Genomic DNA, 19,239 nt, shown 5'->3' with positions numbered 1-19,239 from the left:
CGTCAGTCGATCACGCCGAGGTCGCGCCCAACCCGGGTGAACGCCTCGACCGCCTGGTCCAGGTGACGCCGCTCATGCGCCGCAGACAGTTGCACGCGGATGCGTGCCTCGCCCTGGGGCACCACGGGGTAGAAAAAGCCGATCACGTAGATGCCCTGGGCCAGCAGTGCCGAGGCGAATTCCTGCGCCAGTGGCGCGTCGTAGAGCATCACCGGCACGATGGGGTGGATGCCGGGCTTGATGTCGAAACCGGCTTCGGTCATGGCCTGGCGGAAGTAGCGGGCGTTGTCCTCCAGGCGGTCGCGCAGTTCGGTGGTGGCCGACAGCATCTCGAACACCTTGATTGAGGCCGCCACCAGCGGCGGGGGCAGGGTGTTGGAGAACAGGTAGGGGCGTGAGCGTTGGCGTAACAGCTCGATGACCTCGCGCCGGCCGGTGGTAAAGCCGCCGGAACCGCCGCCCAGCGCCTTGCCCAGCGTCGAGGTGAAGATATCAACCTTGTCCATGACGCCGTGGTGCTCGGCCGAACCGCGGCCGGTCGCGCCCATGAAGCCGGTGGCATGGCTGTCGTCGACCATCAGCAGCGCGTCGTACTTTTCCGCCAGCGCGGTGATCTCGTCCAGTTTCGCCACGAAGCCGTCCATGGAAAACACGCCGTCGGTGGCGATCAGCCTCGTGCGGCAGTCCTGCGTGTCCTGCAGCGCCTTTTCCAGCGCGGCCATGTCGGAATTCGGGAAGCGATGGCGCTGCGCCTTGCACAGGCGGATGCCGTCGATGATGGAGGCGTGGTTCAGCGCGTCGGAAATCACCGCGTCTTCCGGGCCCAGCAACGTTTCGAACAGGCCGCCGTTGGCGTCGAAACACGACGTGTAGAGAATCGTGTCGTCAGTGCCGAAGAAGTCCGAGATCGTGGCTTCCAGCTGCTTGTGCAGGTCCTGCGTGCCGCAGATAAAGCGCACCGAGGCCAGGCCAAAGCCGTGGTCGTCCAGCGCCTGCTTGGCGGCGGCAATCACGTCCGGGTGGTCGGCCAGGCCCAGGTAGTTGTTGGCGCAGAAGTTCAGTACCTCGGTGCCGTCGGCGACCGCGATCTCAACGCCCTGCGGTGTGGTGATGATGCGCTCGTCCTTGTACAGGCCCGCCGCGCGGATCTCGTCCAGGGTGTCGTCCAGGCGTTTCAGGTCGGTCATCAGGCCGCCTCCGTTTTAATCTCGCCGGTCCAGTCACAGACCACCTTGCCGCAGTTGCCGGCGGCCATCAGCGAGAAGCCGTGCTCAAAGTCCTCGATGGGGATGTGGTGCGTCAGGGCGCGTTCCAGCGGGAAGCCGGTCAGCACCATCTGGGTCATCTTGTACCAGGTTTCGTACATGCGCCGGCCGTAGATGCCGTGCAGTTCCAGGCCCTTGAAGATCACCTGGTCCCAGTCCGTCGGCGTGTCGTTCGGCAGCAGGCCCAGTAGCGCGACCTTGCCGCCGTGGTACATGTTGCGCAGCAGCTCGTTGAAGGCCGCCGGGTGGCCGGACATTTCCAGGCCGATATCGAAGCCTTCGAGGCCCATGGCCTTCACGCGGTCAGTCAGCGATTCACGGGCCACGTTGACGGTCACATCCGCGCCCATGTCTGCGGCCAGCTTCAGGCGGTAATCATTGACGTCCGTGATCATCACGTGGCGAGCGCCCACGTGCCGACAGATGCCCGCGGCGATGATGCCGATGGGGCCCGCGCCGGTGATCAGCACATCTTCGCCCACCAGGTCGAACTGCAGCGCGCAATGCGCGGCGTTGCCGAAGGGGTCGAAGAACGCCGCCAGTTCCGGCGCAATGCGGTCGGGGATGGGCCACAGGTTGCTGGCCGGCACCACCACGTACTCGGCAAACGCACCGTCGCGGTTTACGCCAATGCCAATGGTGTTGGGGCACAGGTGCGGACGCCCGGCGCGGCAGTTGCGGCAGTGACCGCAGACGATATGGCCCTCCGCCGACACGCGTTGGCCTTCCTCGTAGCCGGTCACGCCGTCACCCAGTTCCACGATGCGCCCGACAAACTCGTGACCGATGACCAGGCCCGGCTTGATGGTGCGCTGCGACCAGTCATCCCACTTGTAGATGTGCAGGTCGGTGCCGCAAATGGCGGTCTTTTCCAGCTTGACCAGCACCTCGTTGGTGCCGGGTGACGGCACGGGGACATCCTCCATCCAGATGCCTTCGGTGGGGTCTCTCTTGACCAGTGCGCGCATGGTACGGGGCATGGGGCAACTCGCAAAAACAGGGGGGGCTATTATACTCGGGAAGAATGGTTTCGCTGGGTTGGCAAAGGAGGGTGTGGACGATGCAGGCAGGAATGAAAGGGATGATGTTCGCGGGCGTGATGGTGATGGTGGCCGCGACCGGTTGCACCACGACACCGGTCGCTGGGCCAGTGGCGGATACGGCGGTGGAATTGAAGGCAGTCAGCATTGACGACCGTGCACTGAAGGGCAAGAAGGTCACTCTGACCGAGCGTCGGGATGACGGCGCCTGGTCGGTGACCTACCTATACGACGACCGCTTCGGCCGCTGGGACTCGCGCGTCGTGGTCACCGATTGGCTGAACGAACAGCATTATGACGTGACCGCGCTGGAGGACATTCGCGTCAAGAGCGGCGCCTGGGAAAGTGACGGCAGCTTTGCCTTCCAGGGCTGGAGCAGCCAGTCTGTGACCCTGGTGTTTCCGGAGCAGTCCGGTGATGACGACCTGGTCCTGCTGGTCGACAACCTGCGCGACACGAGCCTGGTCAACCCGGGGCCACCGGTGAACATGGCCGGCTACGCGTTAGCGCCCGCTCCCAACCGCTGAAGCACCCGGACGCTTAGCCGCGTTAGTGGCCCAGGTGACTTGCCAGGGCCACCAGCGCGGCGCTGGCTGGCGCTCGAATGATGACATCGGCGCTGGCAGTTAATGGCGTCTCATCGGGATTCACCTCGATCACCATCGCGCCGCGCTCCGCGGCGATCGCCGGCAGGCCCGCGGCCGGGTAGACCAGCGACGATGTGCCGATCACCAGGCAGATGTCGGCCTGCGCCGCACTCCGCACGGCCGCCCGGTGGGCGCCTTCGGGCAGGGTTTCACCAAACCAGACCACGTCCGGGCGGGCCAATACGCCGGGTTGGTAAGGGGAGGGTGGCGGTTCGCCGGGATGCTCACACAGCCACTCGTCGTCAATGGGTCGGCCTGTTTGCGCGCACACCGTGCGCATGATATTCCCGTGCAGTTCAAACACGCGCTGACTTCCGGCGCGCTGATGCAGGCCATCGACGTTTTGCGTGGCGATGGCGAAGTGCCGGAAACGTTTCTCAAGTTCGACCAGAACGCGGTAGCCGGCATGTGGCTCGGCCGCGGCGACCTGTTGCCGACGCCCGTCGTACCACTGCCAGACCCGGCGCGGATGTTCATGAAACGCCTGCGGTGTGGCCAGGTCCTCCGGCCTGAACTTCGCCCACAGCCCGGTCTGCGCGTCACGGAAGGTGGCGATGCCGCTCTCGGCCGACATGCCTGCGCCGGTCAGCACCAGCACGTTGTTTGCCGCGGCAATCCGGCGCACGGCATCGTTCGGCCATCCGGGTGCGCTTTCCCCGTTCATTTCAATCAATTCCAATAGCTTATAAGCGCCGGGGAGTGTATCCTATTGCGCCTTTTCAGAGCGCCCGGTTGGGCGAGGACACGAGCGAACACCATGGCCGGCAAGCTGTTTATCAAGACCCACGGTTGCCAGATGAACGAGTACGATTCCGACAAGATGGCGGACGTGCTGGCGGCGTCGCATGGCCTGGAGTTGACGGACGATGAGTCCGAGGCGGACGTGATCCTGCTCAACACCTGTTCGATCCGCGAGAAGGCGCAGGAAAAAGTGTTTTCCCAGCTGGGGCGCTGGAAGCAGCTGAAGGCCGACAAGCCCAACCTGGTGATTGGCGTGGGTGGTTGCGTGGCCAGCCAGGAAGGCGAGGCGCTGGTCAAGCGCGCGCCGCAGGTCGATATCGTGTTTGGCCCGCAGACCCTGCACCGGCTGCCGCAGCTGATCGAGGAGACGCGTGGCAAGGGCAAGCCCAGTGTCGATATTTCCTTCCCGGAAATCGAGAAGTTTGACGCGCTGCCGTCGCCGGGCGCGCAGGGCCCGACCGCGTTCGTGTCCATCATGGAAGGCTGCAGCAAGTACTGCACGTTCTGCGTGGTGCCGTACACCCGCGGCGAGGAAGTCTCGCGCCCGCTGGATGACGTGGTCGCCGAGTGCGCGCTGCTGGCGGAGCAGGGTGTTCGCGAGATCAACCTGCTGGGCCAGAATGTCAACGCCTACCTGGGCCCTATGCATGACGGCGGCCGCGCCGACCTGGCGCTGTTGATTCACTACGTGGCCGCGATCGACGGCATCGACCGTATCCGCTTTACCACTTCGCATCCGGTGGAGTTCTCCGACAGCCTGATCGACGCCTTTGCCGAAGTCCCCGAACTGGCCAGCTTCGTGCACCTGCCCGTGCAGGCAGGTTCCGACCGCGTGTTGTCGATGATGAAACGCGGCCACACGGCCATTGAGTACAAGCAGAAGATCCGTCGCCTGCGCGAAGCGCGCCCGGGTATCTGCCTGTCGTCCGACTTCATCGTTGGTTTCCCTGGCGAGACCGACGCCGATTTCGAGCAGACCATGAAGCTGATCCGCGACGTCGGCTTCGACATGAGTTTCAGCTTTATCTACAGCGCCCGCCCGGGTACGCCGGCGTCGTCGTTCCCGGATGACACACCGATGGCCGTGAAGAAGGATCGGCTGGCTCGCTTACAGGCGCTGGTCAACGAGCAGGCCGCGGAAATCAGTGCCGCCATGGTCGGCACCGTTGAGCGCGTGCTGGTGGAAGGCCCCAGCAAGAGGGACCCGAACGTGCTGGCCGGTCGTACCGAGAACAACCGCGTGGTCAATTTTGATGGTCACCCGCGCCTGGTGGGGCACTTCGTCGACGTGGTCATCACCGAGGCCTTGAGCCATTCCCTTCGCGGCCGCCTGGCCGGCGGTGACGACGCCGCGAAGCAGGTGGCCTGATGGCCGATCACCAGACCCTGGTGCTGGAACCGGCGGATACCGCGCGGCTGGCCAACCTGTGTGGCCAGTTCGACCAGCACCTGCGCCAGATCGAGCAGCGCCTGGGCGTCGACCTGTTCTGCCGCGGCAATATTTTCACCGTCGAGGCCGAGGACGAGAAGACGGCCCGTGCCGCCACCCGGCTGCTGGAGGACCTGTACGAGCAGTCTGCCAGCGAGGTGCTGACGCCGGAGGCCATCAACCTGAGCCTGCAGGCTTCGCGCGTGGCCGAACTGGCGGATGAGAACGACGCCGACCGCAAGGGCCAGGGCGAGGTCGTCATCGACACCCGTCGTGGCCGGATCCGCGGTCGCGGGCCGAACCAGAAGGCCTACCTGCAGCGCATTGCCGCGCACGCGGTCAACTTCGGCATCGGCCCGGCCGGTACCGGCAAGACTTACCTGGCGGTCGCCTGCGCCGTGGCCGCGCTCAAGCGCGACGAGGTGCAGCGGATCGTGCTGGTGCGGCCCGCGGTCGAGGCCGGTGAGCGCCTGGGCTTCCTGCCCGGCGACATGGCGCAAAAGGTCGACCCCTACCTGCGCCCGCTCTACGACGCGCTTTACGAAATGCTCGGTTTCGAGCATGTCGCGCGCCTGCAGGATCGCAATGTCATCGAGGTCGCGCCGCTTGCGTTCATGCGCGGGCGTACGCTCAACGATGCTTTCGTGATCCTGGATGAAGCCCAGAACACCACCCGCGAGCAGATGAAGATGTTCCTGACCCGCATCGGCTTCGGGTCGACGGCGGTCATCACCGGTGATATCACCCAGATCGACCTGCCGTCGCGGCAGCAGTCAGGCATCAAGCAGGCCATCGAGGTGCTGCGTGATGTCGAGGGTGTCAGCTTCACCTGGTTCAAGTCGGTCGACGTGGTGCGCCACCCGATGGTGCAGAAAATCGTCGAGGCCTACGACGCGGCCGGCGCCGACATGGATGCCGCCACCGGTGTCGCACCGGCGTCGCGCGAGCAGGCCGGCAGCTGATGGGCCATAACGTGTTCGTTTCCCGCAGCGAGGGCCTGGGAGAGACGCCGGACGACGGCGCGTTTGTCGCCTGGGTCGAGGCCGCGCTGGCGGGCCGTACTGACCATGCTGAAGTCGCCATCGCGCTGGTCGGCGCGGAGGAAAGTCGGGATTTCAACCTGCGTTACCGGGATCGCGACAAACCGACCAACGTGCTGTCCTTCCCGGCCGAACTGCCGGAAGCGGTGGCCGCGGAGCTCGACTGCCGGCCGCTGGGCGACCTGGTGATCTGCGTGCCGCTGGTGGGCGAAGAGGCGGCCGAGCGCGCCATTTCGCCGGCGCATCACTGGGCCCACCTGGTCACGCATGGCACCCTGCACCTGCTGGGCTATGACCACATCGAAGAGGCCGACGCCGCGCGCATGGAGGCCGAGGAAATCGCCATCCTGGCGGGGCAGGGCATCGACGACCCTTACATCGACCGGCGAAGCTGACCGGCCGTTCCACCTCAACAGGGCTGAAATCACTCCGTCATTCTGGTAAAACCTTGGGACGGGGATAAAACGGCCCCATATCCGGACAGCGCGATAAGCGCTGCCTGCCATACGCAAATGAGTGATGACCAATCGAGTAGCGGTTCCGGGCGCGTCGGATTCCTGGAGCGTCTCTCCAGGGCTTTCCAGGCCGAGCCACGGGACCGCGTCGAACTGAAGGAAGTACTGAACGAATCCCTCCAGCGCGGTGTGCTGGACCCCGACTCGCTGGCCATGATGGAAGGCGCGCTGGAAGTCGCCGAGACCCAGGTCCGCGACGCCATGGTGCCGCGCTCCCACATGGTGGTGGTGCCGCGTGACATGCCTCTGCAGGCTTTCCTGCCGCGCATCCTGGAATCCGGCCACTCGCGTTTTCCCGTCATCGGCGAAGACCGCGACGAGGTCGAGGGCGTGTTGCTGGCCAAGGACCTGCTGCGCTATTTCGCCGACAGCGACAAGCCCTTCGAACTGGGCGAGTTCATCCGCCCGGCGCTCGTGGTGCCCGAGAGCAAACACCTGAACCTGCTGCTGCGTGACTTCCGCCTGTCGCGAAACCACCTGGCTATTGTTGTCGATGAGTACGGCGGCGTGTCCGGCCTGATCACGATGGAAGACGTGCTCGAGGAAATCGTCGGCGAGATCGACGACGAGCATGACGAGGAAGAGGCGGCGCCGGTGACCACGCTGGGCGATAACCGCTACCGCGTCAACGCGCTCACGCCCATCGACGAGTTCAACGAGGTGTTCCACTGCCAGTTGCCGGACGAGGAATTCGATACCGTCGGCGGCCTGCTGCTGGCCGAGTTTGGCCGGGTGCCTGAGGACGGTGAAAGCATGATCCTCGACGACCGCTTCGAGTTCCGGGTGACGGACTCCGATTCGCGCCGCATCATCTCCATGGAAATGAATGTCCTGGAACGGACGCCGCTGGCTTCTTAAGCGGGCCTGGCTGGCGGCACTCCTGTGCATGGCCGGCCTGGTGACCGCGCCGGTACAGGCCCAGTCACTGCCCCCGGCACCTCCGGAGGGGGATTACGAAGTCCTACTGGTGACTTACGGTCCCGGCGCCGAAATATGGGAGCGCTTCGGCCACAACGCCTTGTGGTTGCGTGAGCCCGCCCGCGGCCTGGACCACGCCTTCAACTTCGGTTTCTTCGATTTCGAGCAACCCAACTTCCTGCGTCGTTTCGTGCAGGGCCGGATGCTGTATTTTGCCGCCGCGGTGCCCACCGCGCAGGAACTGGACTGGTATCGACAGGCCGGGCGCTCGGTCCGGGTGCAGTCCATTGACCTGGGGCCCCTGGAGTACGCGCACCTGCGCGACATCCTGCTGGCGCAGGTCGATGCGGCCAACCGCGACTACCTGTACGACTATTACTACGACAACTGCTCCACGCGGTTACGGGACGTGCTGAACATGGCCCTGGACGGTTTGCTGGCGCAACAGTTCCAGGACCAGGCCGAGGTCCAGACCCTGCGCGAACATACCCGGCGCGCCACCCAGGTGGACCCGGTGTATTACCTGGGGTTGGAAATCGGCCTGGGTGAGCCGGTCGACCGCCATGCCACGCGCTGGGACGAGATGTTCCTGCCGTCCGTGCTGGCGGATAGCCTGCTCGAAGTCACGCGCCTGAAAGGGCAGGGGCTGGCGCCGCTGGTCAGCAGCGACCGGGTATTGTCCGAGGGCCGTCTACCGGCCATGCCGGCCGAGCCGGCAGTGGTCTGGCCGCGTTATCTCGGCGTAGGCCTGTTGCTGGCCGTGCTGCTGATCTTGCTGGCGAGGTTCGCACCGACGGCGCTTGGGACCGGTGTGGCGCTGGCCTGGGGATTGGTGCTGGCGACAGCGGGGCTGGGCCTGCTCGCGTTGATGCTGGCCACGGACCACGCGATCACGCGCCCGAATATCAATCCGTTGTTGCTGAACCCGGCGTGGGTGCTGGCGCTGATCCCGGCCTGGCGCCGATTCGCCGTAATGGTGGTGGTTTTCGGCGTGATCGCCGTGACCGCGATCGCGGCCTGGCCGGGCGGCCAGTATGTCGTCGACGTCCTGGCCCTGGTTGCGCCGGTCAGCCTGGTCGCGGCAGCCATCGTGTGGCGGGCGCCGCGGCGGGCCGGCGGCGAATCGAGACCGGCAACGGTTCCGGGGACTTAGCGCTCCACTTCCGCCAGCAGTTCCGCCTGGTGCTCCTGCAGTAACGGCTCAACCACCAGGTCGAGTTCGCCGGCCAGGATTTCATCGAGTTTGTACAGCGTCAGGCCCACGCGGTGGTCGGTGACACGTCCCTGCGGAAAGTTATACGTGCGAATGCGCTGCGAGCGGTCGCCGCTACCCACCTGCAATTTGCGCGAGGCGGCTTCCGCAGCCGACTGGCGGGCTCGTTCCTGCTCCAGTAGTCGCGCGTGCAACAGCGACATGGCGCGCGCGCGGTTCTTGTGTTGCGAGCGCTCGTCCTGGCACTCGACCACGATGCCGGTCGGCAGGTGGGTGATTCGGATGGCCGAATCCGTGGTGTTGACGTGCTGGCCGCCTGCGCCTGAGGAGCGGAAGGTGTCGATTCTCAGGTCGCCGGGGTCGATGGACACATCCTCGATCTCATCATGCTCCGGCAGGATGGCGACGGTGCAGGCGGAAGTATGGATGCGGCCCTGAGATTCGGTTTCGGGTACGCGCTGGACGCGATGGGTGCCCGATTCAAACTTCAGCCGCGAATAGGCGCCCTGGCCGACGATCCGCGCGACCACTTCCCGGTAGCCGCCCAGGTCGCTGGCGTTGCGGGCCAACGGCTCGACCTGCCAGCCGCGCTGTTCCGCGTAGCGGCTGTACATGCGGAACAGGTCGGCGGAAAACAGTGCCGCCTCGTCGCCGCCGGTGCCGGCGCGAATCTCGATAAACAGGTTGCGCTCATCGTCCGGGTCTTTCGGCAGCATCAGGATCTGCAGGCTTTGCTCCAGTTCCTCGGCTTCATCGCTGGCCAGTGCCAGCTCGTCTTCGGCCATTGAGCGCATCTCCCGGTCTTCTCCGGCTTCGTCGACCATGTCGCTGGCCTCGGCCATGCGCTGGCGGCAGTCATTCCATTGCTCCCAGGCGCGCACCAGTTCCTCCAGGCTCGCGTACTCACGCGACAGTTCACGGAAACGGGACTGGTCGGCCATCACCTCGGGCTGTGACAGCAGCAGGCCGATTTCCTCGAACCGGCCGGCCACCTGGGCCAGGCGTGTGCGAATGCTGTCTTTCATGTCTCGCTGCTTCCGTCGTCATTATCGTCGTGGTGGCCGAAGAGCCAGTCGGCGGCTTTCAGGACATCGTCCTGGCCTTCTTCCGCGGCCTGGCGCAGGCGCGTGCTGGGGCCGTGCAGGATATTTCGTGTCAGCGCGTGGCTAAGTTGCCGGATGGCCTCTGCGGGGTCGGCGCCGGCCTCGACCTGGTTGATGGCGCGCTCGGCCAAGCGGGTGCCATGGTCCTCGGCGCCCTGGCGCATGCGTCGAAGGCCGCTGGCCGCGCGCCTGCCCAGGCGCCAGCGACGGAACTCGTCCACGGCCTGGCTGACCAGGTCCGTGGCCTCGTCGGCCGCCTGCTGGCGGCGTGACTGGCTTTCGTCGGCGACCTGGCGCAGGTCGTCGATGGTGTAGAGGTAGACATCATTCAGGTCGGCGACATCAGGGGCCACGTCCCGGGGCACGCCCAGGTCAATCATGAATACCGGCTCGCGGCGGCGCGCGCGGAGCGCGGCCTGGACCATCGGCGTGGTGAGTACCGGCTCGGTGGCCGCCGTGCTGCTGATGACGATATCGGCCTCGTGGAGTCGCCCCGGCAGGTCGTCCAGCGTCAGCGCCTGGGCACCGAAGCCGGCGCCGACACGCTCGGCACGGGACACGGTGCGATTGGCGATCAGCAACCGGCCCATGCCGTGCTCACGAAAATGCCGCCCGCACAGCTCGATCATTTCGCCGGCCCCCACCAGCAGGACGGTCTTGTCGCCGAGGGCGCCAAAAATCTGCCGGGCCAGCACCGTGGCGATATAGGCGACCGAGACCGGGTGTTCACCGATTCCGGTATGGGTGCGGACATTCTTGCCGATGGCAAAGGCATTCTGGAACAGTCGATCGGTCAAGCGGCCGGCGGCGCCGATGTCCCGGGACAGTTGCCATGATTTCTTCAGCTGCCCCAGGATCTGCGGCTCACCCAGGACCATGGAATCGAGCCCGCTGGCGACACGAAACAGGTGACGGACGGCGTCGTCGCCCCGGTAGACATAAAGATGGTCGTCGTCCATGGACAGGCCGCCACGGGTGGTCAGCCATTGCGCGGGCCGTGACAACGCGTCCTCGGCGACCACGGCGTAGATCTCCGTCCTGTTGCAGGTGCTGACAATGACGGCTTCGGCCACGCCGGGCTGCGAAGACAGCTCACGCAAACCTGCCTCGTGCTCCGCCTCGCCTATGGCCAGGCGCTCACGGATGTCCAGGGGCGCAGTGTGGTGGCTGATGCCGACGGCGAGCAGGGGCATGGAAAGACTCAGGAACGCGACGCGGATGAATTCTGGGGTCGCGGGGCGCCGATATCAAGCTTGGCGGGTCTCGTGTTTGGCCCCGTGGATTGGTTCGGGCGGGTCAACAGCGTATCCTGTGTCCTGGTGATTCCAGCGGATATTGTTTCATGAATTTGACGACCCGTTCGCGGATGGGCTGGTGGCTTGCGTCCCTGCTATTTCTGATTGGCGCCTCGCCGACCCTTTGCGCAGCTGATGACACGCCAGAAGTGCAGGGCGACCCGGTCATGACCCATGTGCTGGCCGCAGAGCTTGCGGCGTCCGACGGCGATGGCCAGGAAGCCGCGAAGCACTACCTGCAGGCTGCGCTGATGTCGGAAGAGCCGGGAATCGCGGAACGCGCCACCCGCGTCGCGCTCGAGGCCCAGGCCTGGCAGTACGCCGGCATGGCGGCCGACCGCTGGACCCAGCTGGCGCCCTTCCGGATCGATGCGCGCCAGACCGCGGTTCGGACGTTCCTGATTGCGGGTGATTACGAGCAGGCCGCGTGGCAGCTGTCCAGGCTGCTAGAGCTCACCGCTGATACCGCCTGGCAGGGCTGGCCACAGGTGGCGAACCTGGTGGAGCGCGCCAACAACGCGGAAAAGGCGGAGCACCTGTTGCAACGGCTGGTGGAAGAGCAGGGCGCGTCCGGAAACCCCTACGCCTTGCTGGCACAGAGCCAGGCGGTCGCGCGCTCGGGCGACATGGCCCGGGCAACCACGTTGGCGCAACAGGCCGTCGATGCGGGGGCCGACGAATTACCGCTGCATGTATGGATGGGCCGCCTGGCATTAACACAGGGCCAGCAGGCGGAAGCCCTGGAGGCATTCCGGGCCGCCGCGAAGCTGGACCCGGACAACGCGGGCACCGGATTCGCACTGGCAGAACTGCTGGCGCAACAGGGTGAGGTGGATGAAGCGGCGGAGGTGCTGGCGGCCCTGCCAGACACGCCCGCCAACCGCTTCAACCGCGTGGTGTTTGCCAGCAAGAACATGGACAGGGCGGCAGCCATGGAACTCTATGGCGGATTCGCCACCATGGCGGATGCGGACGCCACCGCAAGGGCGGTCGCGGGTGCGCAGTCGGCCGAGTTGCTGGGGCTGAACCAGGACGCCATCGACTGGTATACGCAGTTAGCCGGTACCGAGCATGATGCCGTGGCGACCCGACGGCGCGCCGTATTGATGGCCCAGGACGGGCGGCTGGACGAGGCACGTGCCTTGCTGCAGTCGGCCCGCAATTCCGGGCGTGTTGACGTGCGCCTGGAGACAACCCTGCTGGAAGCGCAGTTACTGTCCGACGCGAAACAGTACCAGGAGGCCATCGACCTGCTCGGGCAGGGCATCGACATGGCCCCTGACAGCGTCCCACTGCATTACACGCGCGCACTGATCTCGGTCCAGGCGGGCGATATCGAGACCGCCGAGGCGGACCTGCGGTTCGTACTGGACATGGACCCGAACAACCCCAACGCACTGAACGCGCTGGGTTACACCCTGGCCGACAGGACGGATCGCCTGGACGAAGCCGAGACGCTGATTAACGCGGCCTATGCGCTGGCGCCCGAGGAGGCTGCGATTATCGACTCGATGGGCTGGATCGCCTTCCGACGCGGACGACTTGAGCAGGCCGAACAGTACCTGCGCAGGGCTTTCGCGATGGAACAGAATGCGGAGATCGCGGCCCACCTGGGCGAAGTGCTGTGGGCGCAGGGTCGCAAGGATGACGCACGTGCAGTGTGGGGCGAAGGCGCGGTCATTGACCCCGAGGATGCCGCCCTGATCGAAACCCGGAAGCGGCTGGACCCGCCGCAGTGAAACTGCGGTGGGCGCTGGTAGCAGCCTGCGCGCTACTTGCCGGCTGTGCGGGCAGGGCACCGACGCCCACGCCAGTGGATGACGGGCAGGCCCGGCAGCTTTATGTCGAACGGGCGGCCGAACTGGCGGCCTGGACGGAGTGGTCATTCACCGGCAGGCTGGGGCTGCGCATCGATGGCGATGGCGGTAGCGGCCAGATCGAGTGGGAGGAAACGCCGGACCGCGCGGTGCTCAGTTTTCGTGGTGCCCTGGGGCAGGGTGCGTGGCAGCTCGTCACCAGTGACGATGGCGCAGAACTGACGCGGTCCGATGGTAGTGTCCTGCGTGCGCCCACGGCCGACGCCCTGGCGATGGCCGAAGTCGGCTGGCCTGTACCCGTGGCGGAACTGTCCCGCTGGGTCAGGGGGCTGGTCCACCAGGGTGATGACGTCAGCCGCCTGCCCGTCGGCGTGGCGCTTGATGTGCGGGGGCTGCCGGTCTCATTGGACCAGGGTGACTGGCAGGTCCTTTTCGAACGCTACAGCGAAGAATCGGGCGCCTGGCTGCCCCGCAAGGTCGAAGCCTCCCGGGGTGACAACCGGGTACGCCTGGCCATCAGCCGGTGGCGGTTCTCCAGCGGTGAGCCGGGTGCCGGACACTGAGCGACCCTGGCCGGCCCCGGCCAAGCTCAACCTGTTCCTGCACGTCACCGGCCGGCGCGCCGATGGCTATCATGAGCTCCAGACCGTCTTCCAGTTGCTGGACTGGGGTGACGATGTGCACATCGAAGTCCGTGAAGACGGCTACGTCACCCGTGCCCGCGACCTGCCCGGGGTCAGCGAGGAACAGGACCTTTCGCTGCGTGCCGCCCGCTTGCTGCAATCAGAATGCGGGGTCCGCGCCGGTGCCCGGATTGGCATCGAAAAGCGCATTCCCATGGGTTCCGGCCTGGGCGGCGCCAGCAGTGACGCGGCCACGGTGCTGGTGGCGCTGAACCGGCTCTGGGGCTGCCACCTGCCGAACGATGATCTGGCGCAACTGGGCCTGTGCCTCGGAGCGGATGTGCCGGTCTTCGTTCGCGGGTACTCGGCCTGGGCCGAGGGCGTGGGCGAAGTGCTAAGGCCTGTACGGCTGGGAAACGCGCATTTCGTCGTTGTCACGCCGGGCGTTCACGTGTCGACCGCGCAGGTTTTCGCCGAGCCGGCGCTGTCGCGATCGACGCCCCGCCTGGCGCCTGTTACCTGTGACCAGGATGCCCGCGCATGGATGTCAGGTACCCGCAACGACTGCGAGGCGGTCGTGCGCCGGCAGCTTCCCGCACTCGACGAACTGGCGCGCGAACTGGGTGAGCTGGGCCCCGCCCGCATGACCGGCACCGGCAGTGCGTTTTTTATCCCGTTTGACGACGAAGAAGCCGCTTTGCGGGTCACAACGCGGTTGGAAACCCGATATAATGCACGCGCCGCGAGAGGGGTGGATCGCTCCGCTTTGCTTGACCGGCTCGAAATGGTTGCCGCTGGCGGCCGATAAAAAATCACGATTGGGACGTCGCCAAGCTGGTTAAGGCACGGGGTTTTGATCCCCGCATTCGCAGGTTCGAATCCTGCCGTCCCAGCCAAACTCAATGGGGAACAGAACATTGGCCAGTCCTTCCCTCATGGTGTTTACGGGTAACGCGCATCCCACGCTGGCCCAGGACATCGCACATGAACTCGGCGTTCCCATGGGGAAAGCCAACGTCGGTCGGTTTTCCGACGGAGAAGTCATGGTCGAGATCATGGAGAACATCCGTGGTCGCGACGTCTACCTGATCCAGCCCACCTGCGCACCAACCGCCGATAACTTTATCGAGATGCTGGTCATGGTCGATGCGCTGAAGCGGGCGTCCGCCAGCCGTGTGACCGCGGTCATGCCGTATTTCGGTTACGCACGCCAGGACCGCCGGCCGCGCTCTGCGCGTGTGCCGATCACGGCCAAGGTGGCGGCAACGATGATCAGCGCCGTCGGCACCGACCGGGTCGTGACCATCGACCTGCACGCCGACCAGATCCAGGGTTTCTTCGATATCCCCGTGGATAACGTTTATGCCTCGCCGTTGACGCTGGCGGATATCTGGCAGCGGCAGGCCCAGCCGCTGGTCGTGGTGTCGCCTGATGTGGGTGGCGTCGTCAGGGCCCGCGCCATCGCCAAGCGCCTGGAGGCCGACCTGGCCATCATTGACAAACGTCGCCCCCGCGCGAACGTGGCAACAGTCATGAACATCATCGGCGAGGTCGAGGGTAAGACCTGTGTGCTGGTGGATGACATGGTCGATACCGCCGGAACGCTGTGTTCCGCAGCGGGCGCACTGAAAGAGCAGGGTGCCAAGCGGGTCGTCGCCTACTGCGTGCACCCCGTGCTGTCCGGCCCGGCCATCAAGAACATCGAGGCGTCGTCGCTGGACGAACTGGTGGTGACCGACACGATCCCGTTGGCCAAGGCCGCGCGCAAGTGTGACCGTATCCGCGTGCTAAGCGTCGCCCAGATCCTGGCCGAGACCATTCGCCGCATGTCCCAGGGGGAGTCGGTCAGCTCGCTTTACGTCGACTGAAACTGAAAAGAGCCATCTTGCCAGGGCGCAATGTCCTGGGTCATAATAGGCGGCTTGCATTTTAATGCCGTCCCTGGTCGCGGGGGCGGGTGAACAAGCCGCTTAGAGCGGTTTCTTTATTTTTGAGGAATAGGCAATGTCTGATAACACTTATATCAGCGCGGAAATCCGTGAGGACGTGGGGAAAGGTGCGAGCCGCCGCCTGCGTCGCGCGGGTAAAATCCCCGCGGTCATCTACGGCGGCGAGAAAGACGCCGTTACCCTGACGCTTGAGCATCGCGAGATCCTGCACGCTACGGAGAACGAGTCCTTCTTCTCCAGCATCCTGGAGATCAAGGTGGCTGACGGTCGCACGCAGAAGGTTGTCGTGCGTGATATGCACCGTCACCCGTACAAGCAGTTGATCATGCACCTGGATTTCATGCGCGTTTCCGACAAGGAAAAGCTGCGTATCTCCCTGCCGCTGCACTTCATCGGCGAAGAAGAATCCGAGGCGGGCAAGTCCGCCGGTGTGGTCATCCAGCACCAGATGACGGAAATCGAAGTCGAGGCGCTGCCGTCAAACCTGCCGGAGTTCCTGGAAGTCGACCTGTCCGGCCTGGAGCCGGGCTCCGCGGTCATGCTGGCCGACATCAAGCTGCCGGAAGGCGTTGAAGTTCCGTCGCTGACCGATGACGAGGACAGCAACGTGATGGTGGCCAACGCGATCCACATCAGTGAGTCGCAGGGTACTGGTGCGGCCGCTGCTGCCGAAGCCGAAGAAGCCGAAGCGCTCGAGGCGGCTGGTGAAGAGGCCACCGCTGAAGACGCGGGCGATGCTGATGCCGAAGACGGCGAAGCTGAAGCCGGCGACGACAAAGAGTAAGGCCGGTTCACGGACGGAGCACCGTTCATGCATCTGGTCGTTGGGCTCGGTAACCCGGGCCCCAAGTACACCGAAACCCGGCACAATGCCGGGTTTTGGTTTTTGGACGAGTTGCTGGGTGGCTCCGCGGCCGGCCTGCGTACGGTCTCGCGACTACAGGCCGAGGTGCTGCGCACGCGCTGGCGTGAGCACGACCTGATCCTTGCGCGGCCAACCACCTTCATGAATCACAGCGGCCAGCCCGTGCGCGCGCTGCTGGATTATTACGATATCCCGGTGACGCGCCTGCTGGTGGCGTACGACGAGCTCGACCTTGATCCCGGCGTGGCGCGACTGAAGTCCGGCGGCGGCCATGGTGGTCACAACGGTCTGCGGGATATCTGCAGGCACCTGGGTGATCCGGGGTTTACCCGGTTGCGCCTGGGCATTGGCCATCCGGGCCACCGTGACGCGGTGACCGGCTACGTGCTCGGGCGGCCCGGTCGTGATGACCGCTGCGCCATTGATAACGCGATAAGCCGATCGATCGATGTCCTGCCCCTGGTGCTGGACGGTCGATTGCAGAACGCCATGACGGCATTACATACCTCGGCGGAGCCGGCTCCGCCTGCTCGGGGAGCATCCTGATGGGTTTTAAATGTGGTATCGTTGGCCTGCCCAACGTGGGCAAGTCGACTCTTTTCAACGCGCTGACCGAGGCGGGCATCGACGCGCAGAACTACCCGTTCTGCACTATCGACCCCAATGTCGGTATCGTCCCGGTTCCGGATCCGCGCCTGCAGCAGCTGGCATCGATAGTGACTCCCGAGCGCGTGGTCCCGACCACCATGGAGTTTGTCGATATCGCTGGGCTGGTGGAAGGCGCCTCGAAAGGCGAGGGCCTGGGTAACCAGTTCCTGGGCAACATTCGGGAGACCGACGCCATCGCGCACGTGGTGCGCTGTTTCGAAGATGATGATGTTGTCCACGTGGGCGGCCGGGTTGACCCGGTGGCCGACCTGGATGTCATCCGCACGGAACTGCAGCTTGCTGACCTGGAAGCCATCGAGCGCGCCCAGGATCGCGCGGCCAAGAAGGCCCGTTCCGGCGACAAGGACGCCACCCGCGCGGTTGCGCTGATGGATCGCCTGAAAGAGGCGCTGGATGCACCCGGTGGCATCCGTGCGCTGGAGCTCAGCGATGCCGATGCGCCGCTGGTCAGGAGCCTGAACCTGCTGACCGCCAAACCCACCATGTATATCGCCAACGTTGACGAATCCGGGCTGGAAAACAACCCGCTGCTGGATCGCCTGCGCGAGCACGTGGCCAGCGAAGGCGCCGAAGTGGTGCCGGTGTGTGCCGCCGTCGAGTCGGAGCTGGCCGGCCTGGAACCGGAAGAGCGCGACGAGTTCCTGGCCGAGCTTGGCCAGGATGAGCCGGGCCTGAATCGCGTGATTCGCGCGGGCTACGACCTGCTCAACCTGCAGACGTTCTTTACCGCCGGGCCGAAAGAGGTTCGCGCCTGGACCGTGCGGCGTGGCGCCAGTGCGCCGCAGGCGGCGGGTCGAATCCATACCGACTTCGAGCGTGGGTTTATCCGCGCACAGGTCATCGCCTTCGATGACTATGTCGAATTCGGCGGCGAGCAGGGCGCGAAGGATGCCGGGCGGCTGCGTGCCGAGGGCAAGGAATACCGCGTCTGTGAGGGTGATGTCATCCTGTTCCGCTTCAACGTGTAACGGTTCCGTCACAGGTTAAAAAAAGGTTTTATCACCCCGGTTTTTGGGGTATAAAGGCGCCGAATTTCCTGCCTACGCAGAGCGAGGTGGTTGTCGTGGTGTCTGGTTCACATCAGGGTTCACGGAAGTCGTCGCAGTCCGACGCGTCAGCGCCGGAACATTCGCGTCGTGAGCGGGACAGGTCCCGTGACGGCGAAAGCCGGGGGCATTCGTCGTTGCGGCAGACGCCGCGCTGGCGCCAGATCGAGATCATGCGCGAGCGCCAGGCGCTACGCGACATGCTGGACGATTTCGGCGGTGATGATTTTGACTTCGATTTCGACGGCGAGGTGTTCGGCGCGGAAGAGGATGAAGAGCTCTACGTGCCGCCCGTCACCGGCGACGAGTTGTCATCCGGCGAACTCGAAGACGATGACTACGTCGACGAGGAATTCGACGAAGACTGAGTGCGGTCGGGTCCCGGCTGGCACGGGTTGAAATTAATTGCGACCAGGCCGGTTTTCGGCCTTGCCTGCAGGTCGTTTCACCATTACAATCTCGCGCTGATTTTTCGCCATCTGTATTGACTCGGCCAGGGTGCTGAGACAAAATAGGCGGCTTGCTTGCGGGAGGGGTACTCAAGCGGTCAACGAGGGCAGACTGTAAATCTGCTGGCTATGCCTTCGGAGGTTCGAATCCTCCCCCCTCCACCATCTATTGATGGCGGTAGTTGACCCGCAGGCAAGTGTGGAAGGCGACGCTTGCGGGTGTAGTTCAATGGTAGAACCTCAGCCTTCCAAGCTGATGATGTGGGTTCGATCCCCATCACCCGCTCCATTGCCTGGATGGCGTGATACGCGCCTGGCGAAGTGACAGACAGTTTTTATGCCCGCATAGCTCAGGCGGTAGAGCACTCCCTTGGTAAGGGAGAGGTCACTGGTTCGATTCCAGTTGTGGGCACCAGATTTCATTCGATACTGAAAGGTATTAGCGGAGACACCCATGTCCAAGGAAAAGTTTGAACGTAACAAGCCCCACGTGAACGTCGGCACGATCGGTCACGTGGACCACGGCAAGACGACGCTGACGGCGGCGCTGACCAAGGTGTGCGCCGAGGCGCGTGGCGGTGAGTTCAAGGCTTACGACCAGATTGATAACGCCCC

20 protein-coding genes and 4 tRNA genes are annotated in these 19,239 nt (G+C 64.8%); 19 read left to right on the top strand and 5 right to left on the bottom strand.

Features of this window, described 5'->3' with window-relative positions:
* Nucleotides 1-2 precede the first annotated feature (2 nt).
* A complete protein-coding gene (gene kbl, locus F3N42_RS04395) occupies nucleotides 3-1,187 on the bottom strand; it encodes a glycine C-acetyltransferase (protein ID WP_150863184.1) in 1,185 nt (394 codons plus the stop codon).
* Nucleotides 1,187-2,245 (bottom strand): L-threonine 3-dehydrogenase, encoded by a 1,059-nt coding sequence (gene tdh, locus F3N42_RS04390; RefSeq protein WP_191621233.1) that lies wholly within the window; start codon nucleotides 2,243-2,245, stop codon nucleotides 1,187-1,189. The genes kbl and tdh overlap by 1 nt, the downstream gene beginning before the upstream one ends.
* 92 nt (nucleotides 2,246-2,337) lie before the next feature.
* Here tdh and F3N42_RS04385 point away from each other — a divergent pair, with 92 nt between their 5' ends.
* A complete protein-coding gene (locus F3N42_RS04385; protein ID WP_191621232.1) occupies nucleotides 2,338-2,832 on the top strand; it encodes a hypothetical protein in 495 nt (164 codons plus the stop codon).
* Between the two features lie 22 nt (nucleotides 2,833-2,854).
* On the opposite strand, the gene F3N42_RS04380 is transcribed toward F3N42_RS04385, so the two are convergent.
* Entirely contained in the window at nucleotides 2,855-3,616 is a 762-nt protein-coding gene (locus F3N42_RS04380; RefSeq protein WP_150863182.1) for an SIR2 family NAD-dependent protein deacylase, read from the bottom strand.
* A gap of 93 nt (nucleotides 3,617-3,709) precedes the next feature.
* Between F3N42_RS04380 and miaB the strand changes: the two genes are divergently transcribed.
* From miaB to F3N42_RS04355, 5 genes are all read left to right on the top strand, one after another.
* Nucleotides 3,710-5,062, top strand: a complete 1,353-nt coding sequence (gene miaB / locus F3N42_RS04375) for a tRNA (N6-isopentenyl adenosine(37)-C2)-methylthiotransferase MiaB (RefSeq protein ID WP_150863181.1) — start codon at nucleotides 3,710-3,712, stop codon at nucleotides 5,060-5,062.
* On the top strand, nucleotides 5,062-6,084 hold the full coding sequence (locus F3N42_RS04370; protein ID WP_150863180.1) for a PhoH family protein: 1,023 nt from the start codon (nucleotides 5,062-5,064) through the stop codon (nucleotides 6,082-6,084). Before miaB ends, F3N42_RS04370 begins: the two co-directional genes overlap by 1 nt.
* Nucleotides 6,085-6,095: 11 nt before the next feature.
* Nucleotides 6,096-6,557, top strand: a complete 462-nt coding sequence (gene ybeY / locus F3N42_RS04365) for an rRNA maturation RNase YbeY (RefSeq protein WP_224784701.1) — start codon at nucleotides 6,096-6,098, stop codon at nucleotides 6,555-6,557.
* A gap of 117 nt (nucleotides 6,558-6,674) precedes the next feature.
* Nucleotides 6,675-7,535, top strand: a complete 861-nt coding sequence (locus F3N42_RS04360; RefSeq protein WP_150863178.1) for an HlyC/CorC family transporter — start codon at nucleotides 6,675-6,677, stop codon at nucleotides 7,533-7,535.
* Entirely contained in the window at nucleotides 7,504-8,748 is a 1,245-nt protein-coding gene (locus F3N42_RS04355) for a lipoprotein N-acyltransferase Lnb domain-containing protein (RefSeq protein WP_150863177.1), read from the top strand. Before F3N42_RS04360 ends, F3N42_RS04355 begins: the two co-directional genes overlap by 32 nt.
* Here the strand turns inward: F3N42_RS04355 and prfA are convergent.
* Together prfA and hemA are read right to left on the bottom strand one after the other, a co-directional pair.
* On the bottom strand, nucleotides 8,745-9,833 hold the full coding sequence (gene prfA, locus F3N42_RS04350) for a peptide chain release factor 1 (RefSeq protein ID WP_150863176.1): 1,089 nt from the start codon (nucleotides 9,831-9,833) through the stop codon (nucleotides 8,745-8,747). The genes F3N42_RS04355 and prfA overlap by 4 nt on opposite strands.
* Nucleotides 9,830-11,104, bottom strand: a complete 1,275-nt coding sequence (hemA, locus tag F3N42_RS04345) for a glutamyl-tRNA reductase (protein WP_150863175.1) — start codon at nucleotides 11,102-11,104, stop codon at nucleotides 9,830-9,832. The genes prfA and hemA overlap by 4 nt, the downstream gene beginning before the upstream one ends.
* A 149-nt stretch (nucleotides 11,105-11,253) precedes the next feature.
* On the opposite strand from hemA, the gene F3N42_RS04340 reads away from it, so the two are divergent.
* The 13 genes from F3N42_RS04340 to F3N42_RS04280 form a co-directional block, all read left to right on the top strand.
* Entirely contained in the window at nucleotides 11,254-12,945 is a 1,692-nt protein-coding gene (locus F3N42_RS04340) for a tetratricopeptide repeat protein (protein ID WP_150863174.1), read from the top strand.
* Nucleotides 12,942-13,586: a lipoprotein insertase outer membrane protein LolB gene (gene lolB, locus F3N42_RS04335; protein ID WP_150863173.1), complete on the top strand. Its 645-nt coding sequence runs from the start codon at nucleotides 12,942-12,944 to the stop codon at nucleotides 13,584-13,586. The genes F3N42_RS04340 and lolB overlap by 4 nt, the downstream gene beginning before the upstream one ends.
* On the top strand, nucleotides 13,564-14,454 hold the full coding sequence (ispE, locus tag F3N42_RS04330; protein ID WP_150863172.1) for a 4-(cytidine 5'-diphospho)-2-C-methyl-D-erythritol kinase: 891 nt from the start codon (nucleotides 13,564-13,566) through the stop codon (nucleotides 14,452-14,454). Before lolB ends, ispE begins: the two co-directional genes overlap by 23 nt.
* Before the next feature lie 11 nt (nucleotides 14,455-14,465).
* Nucleotides 14,466-14,542: transfer RNA gene (locus F3N42_RS04325), tRNA-Gln, on the top strand.
* Nucleotides 14,543-14,563: 21 nt separating this feature from the next.
* Nucleotides 14,564-15,514: a ribose-phosphate diphosphokinase gene (locus F3N42_RS04320; protein WP_318190946.1), complete on the top strand. Its 951-nt coding sequence runs from the start codon at nucleotides 14,564-14,566 to the stop codon at nucleotides 15,512-15,514.
* Nucleotides 15,515-15,650: 136 nt separating this feature from the next.
* A complete protein-coding gene (locus F3N42_RS04315) occupies nucleotides 15,651-16,379 on the top strand; it encodes a 50S ribosomal protein L25/general stress protein Ctc (protein WP_150863171.1) in 729 nt (242 codons plus the stop codon).
* A 27-nt stretch (nucleotides 16,380-16,406) separates the two neighbouring features.
* Nucleotides 16,407-17,006: an aminoacyl-tRNA hydrolase gene (gene pth, locus F3N42_RS04310; protein WP_150863170.1), complete on the top strand. Its 600-nt coding sequence runs from the start codon at nucleotides 16,407-16,409 to the stop codon at nucleotides 17,004-17,006.
* A complete protein-coding gene (ychF, locus tag F3N42_RS04305; protein ID WP_150863169.1) occupies nucleotides 17,006-18,097 on the top strand; it encodes a redox-regulated ATPase YchF in 1,092 nt (363 codons plus the stop codon). The genes pth and ychF overlap by 1 nt, the downstream gene beginning before the upstream one ends.
* Before the next feature lie 215 nt (nucleotides 18,098-18,312).
* Nucleotides 18,313-18,543: a hypothetical protein gene (locus F3N42_RS04300; RefSeq protein ID WP_150863168.1), complete on the top strand. Its 231-nt coding sequence runs from the start codon at nucleotides 18,313-18,315 to the stop codon at nucleotides 18,541-18,543.
* Between the two features lie 161 nt (nucleotides 18,544-18,704).
* Nucleotides 18,705-18,789 (top strand) — tRNA-Tyr (locus F3N42_RS04295).
* Between the two features lie 50 nt (nucleotides 18,790-18,839).
* Nucleotides 18,840-18,913 (top strand) — tRNA-Gly (locus F3N42_RS04290).
* Between the two features lie 50 nt (nucleotides 18,914-18,963).
* Nucleotides 18,964-19,039, top strand: a tRNA-Thr gene (locus F3N42_RS04285).
* Nucleotides 19,040-19,078: 39 nt separating this feature from the next.
* Nucleotides 19,079-19,239, top strand: a 161-nt coding sequence (locus tag F3N42_RS04280) for a GTP-binding protein (protein ID WP_263595890.1), incomplete at its 3' end; no start/stop codon positions are given.

Source organism: Marinihelvus fidelis (genome assembly GCF_008725655.1).
GTDB lineage: Bacteria > Pseudomonadota > Gammaproteobacteria > Xanthomonadales > SZUA-36 > Marinihelvus > Marinihelvus fidelis.
The sequence above is the reverse complement of the archived record's forward strand: the minus strand, read 5'-3'. Positions and strand labels throughout refer to the sequence as shown.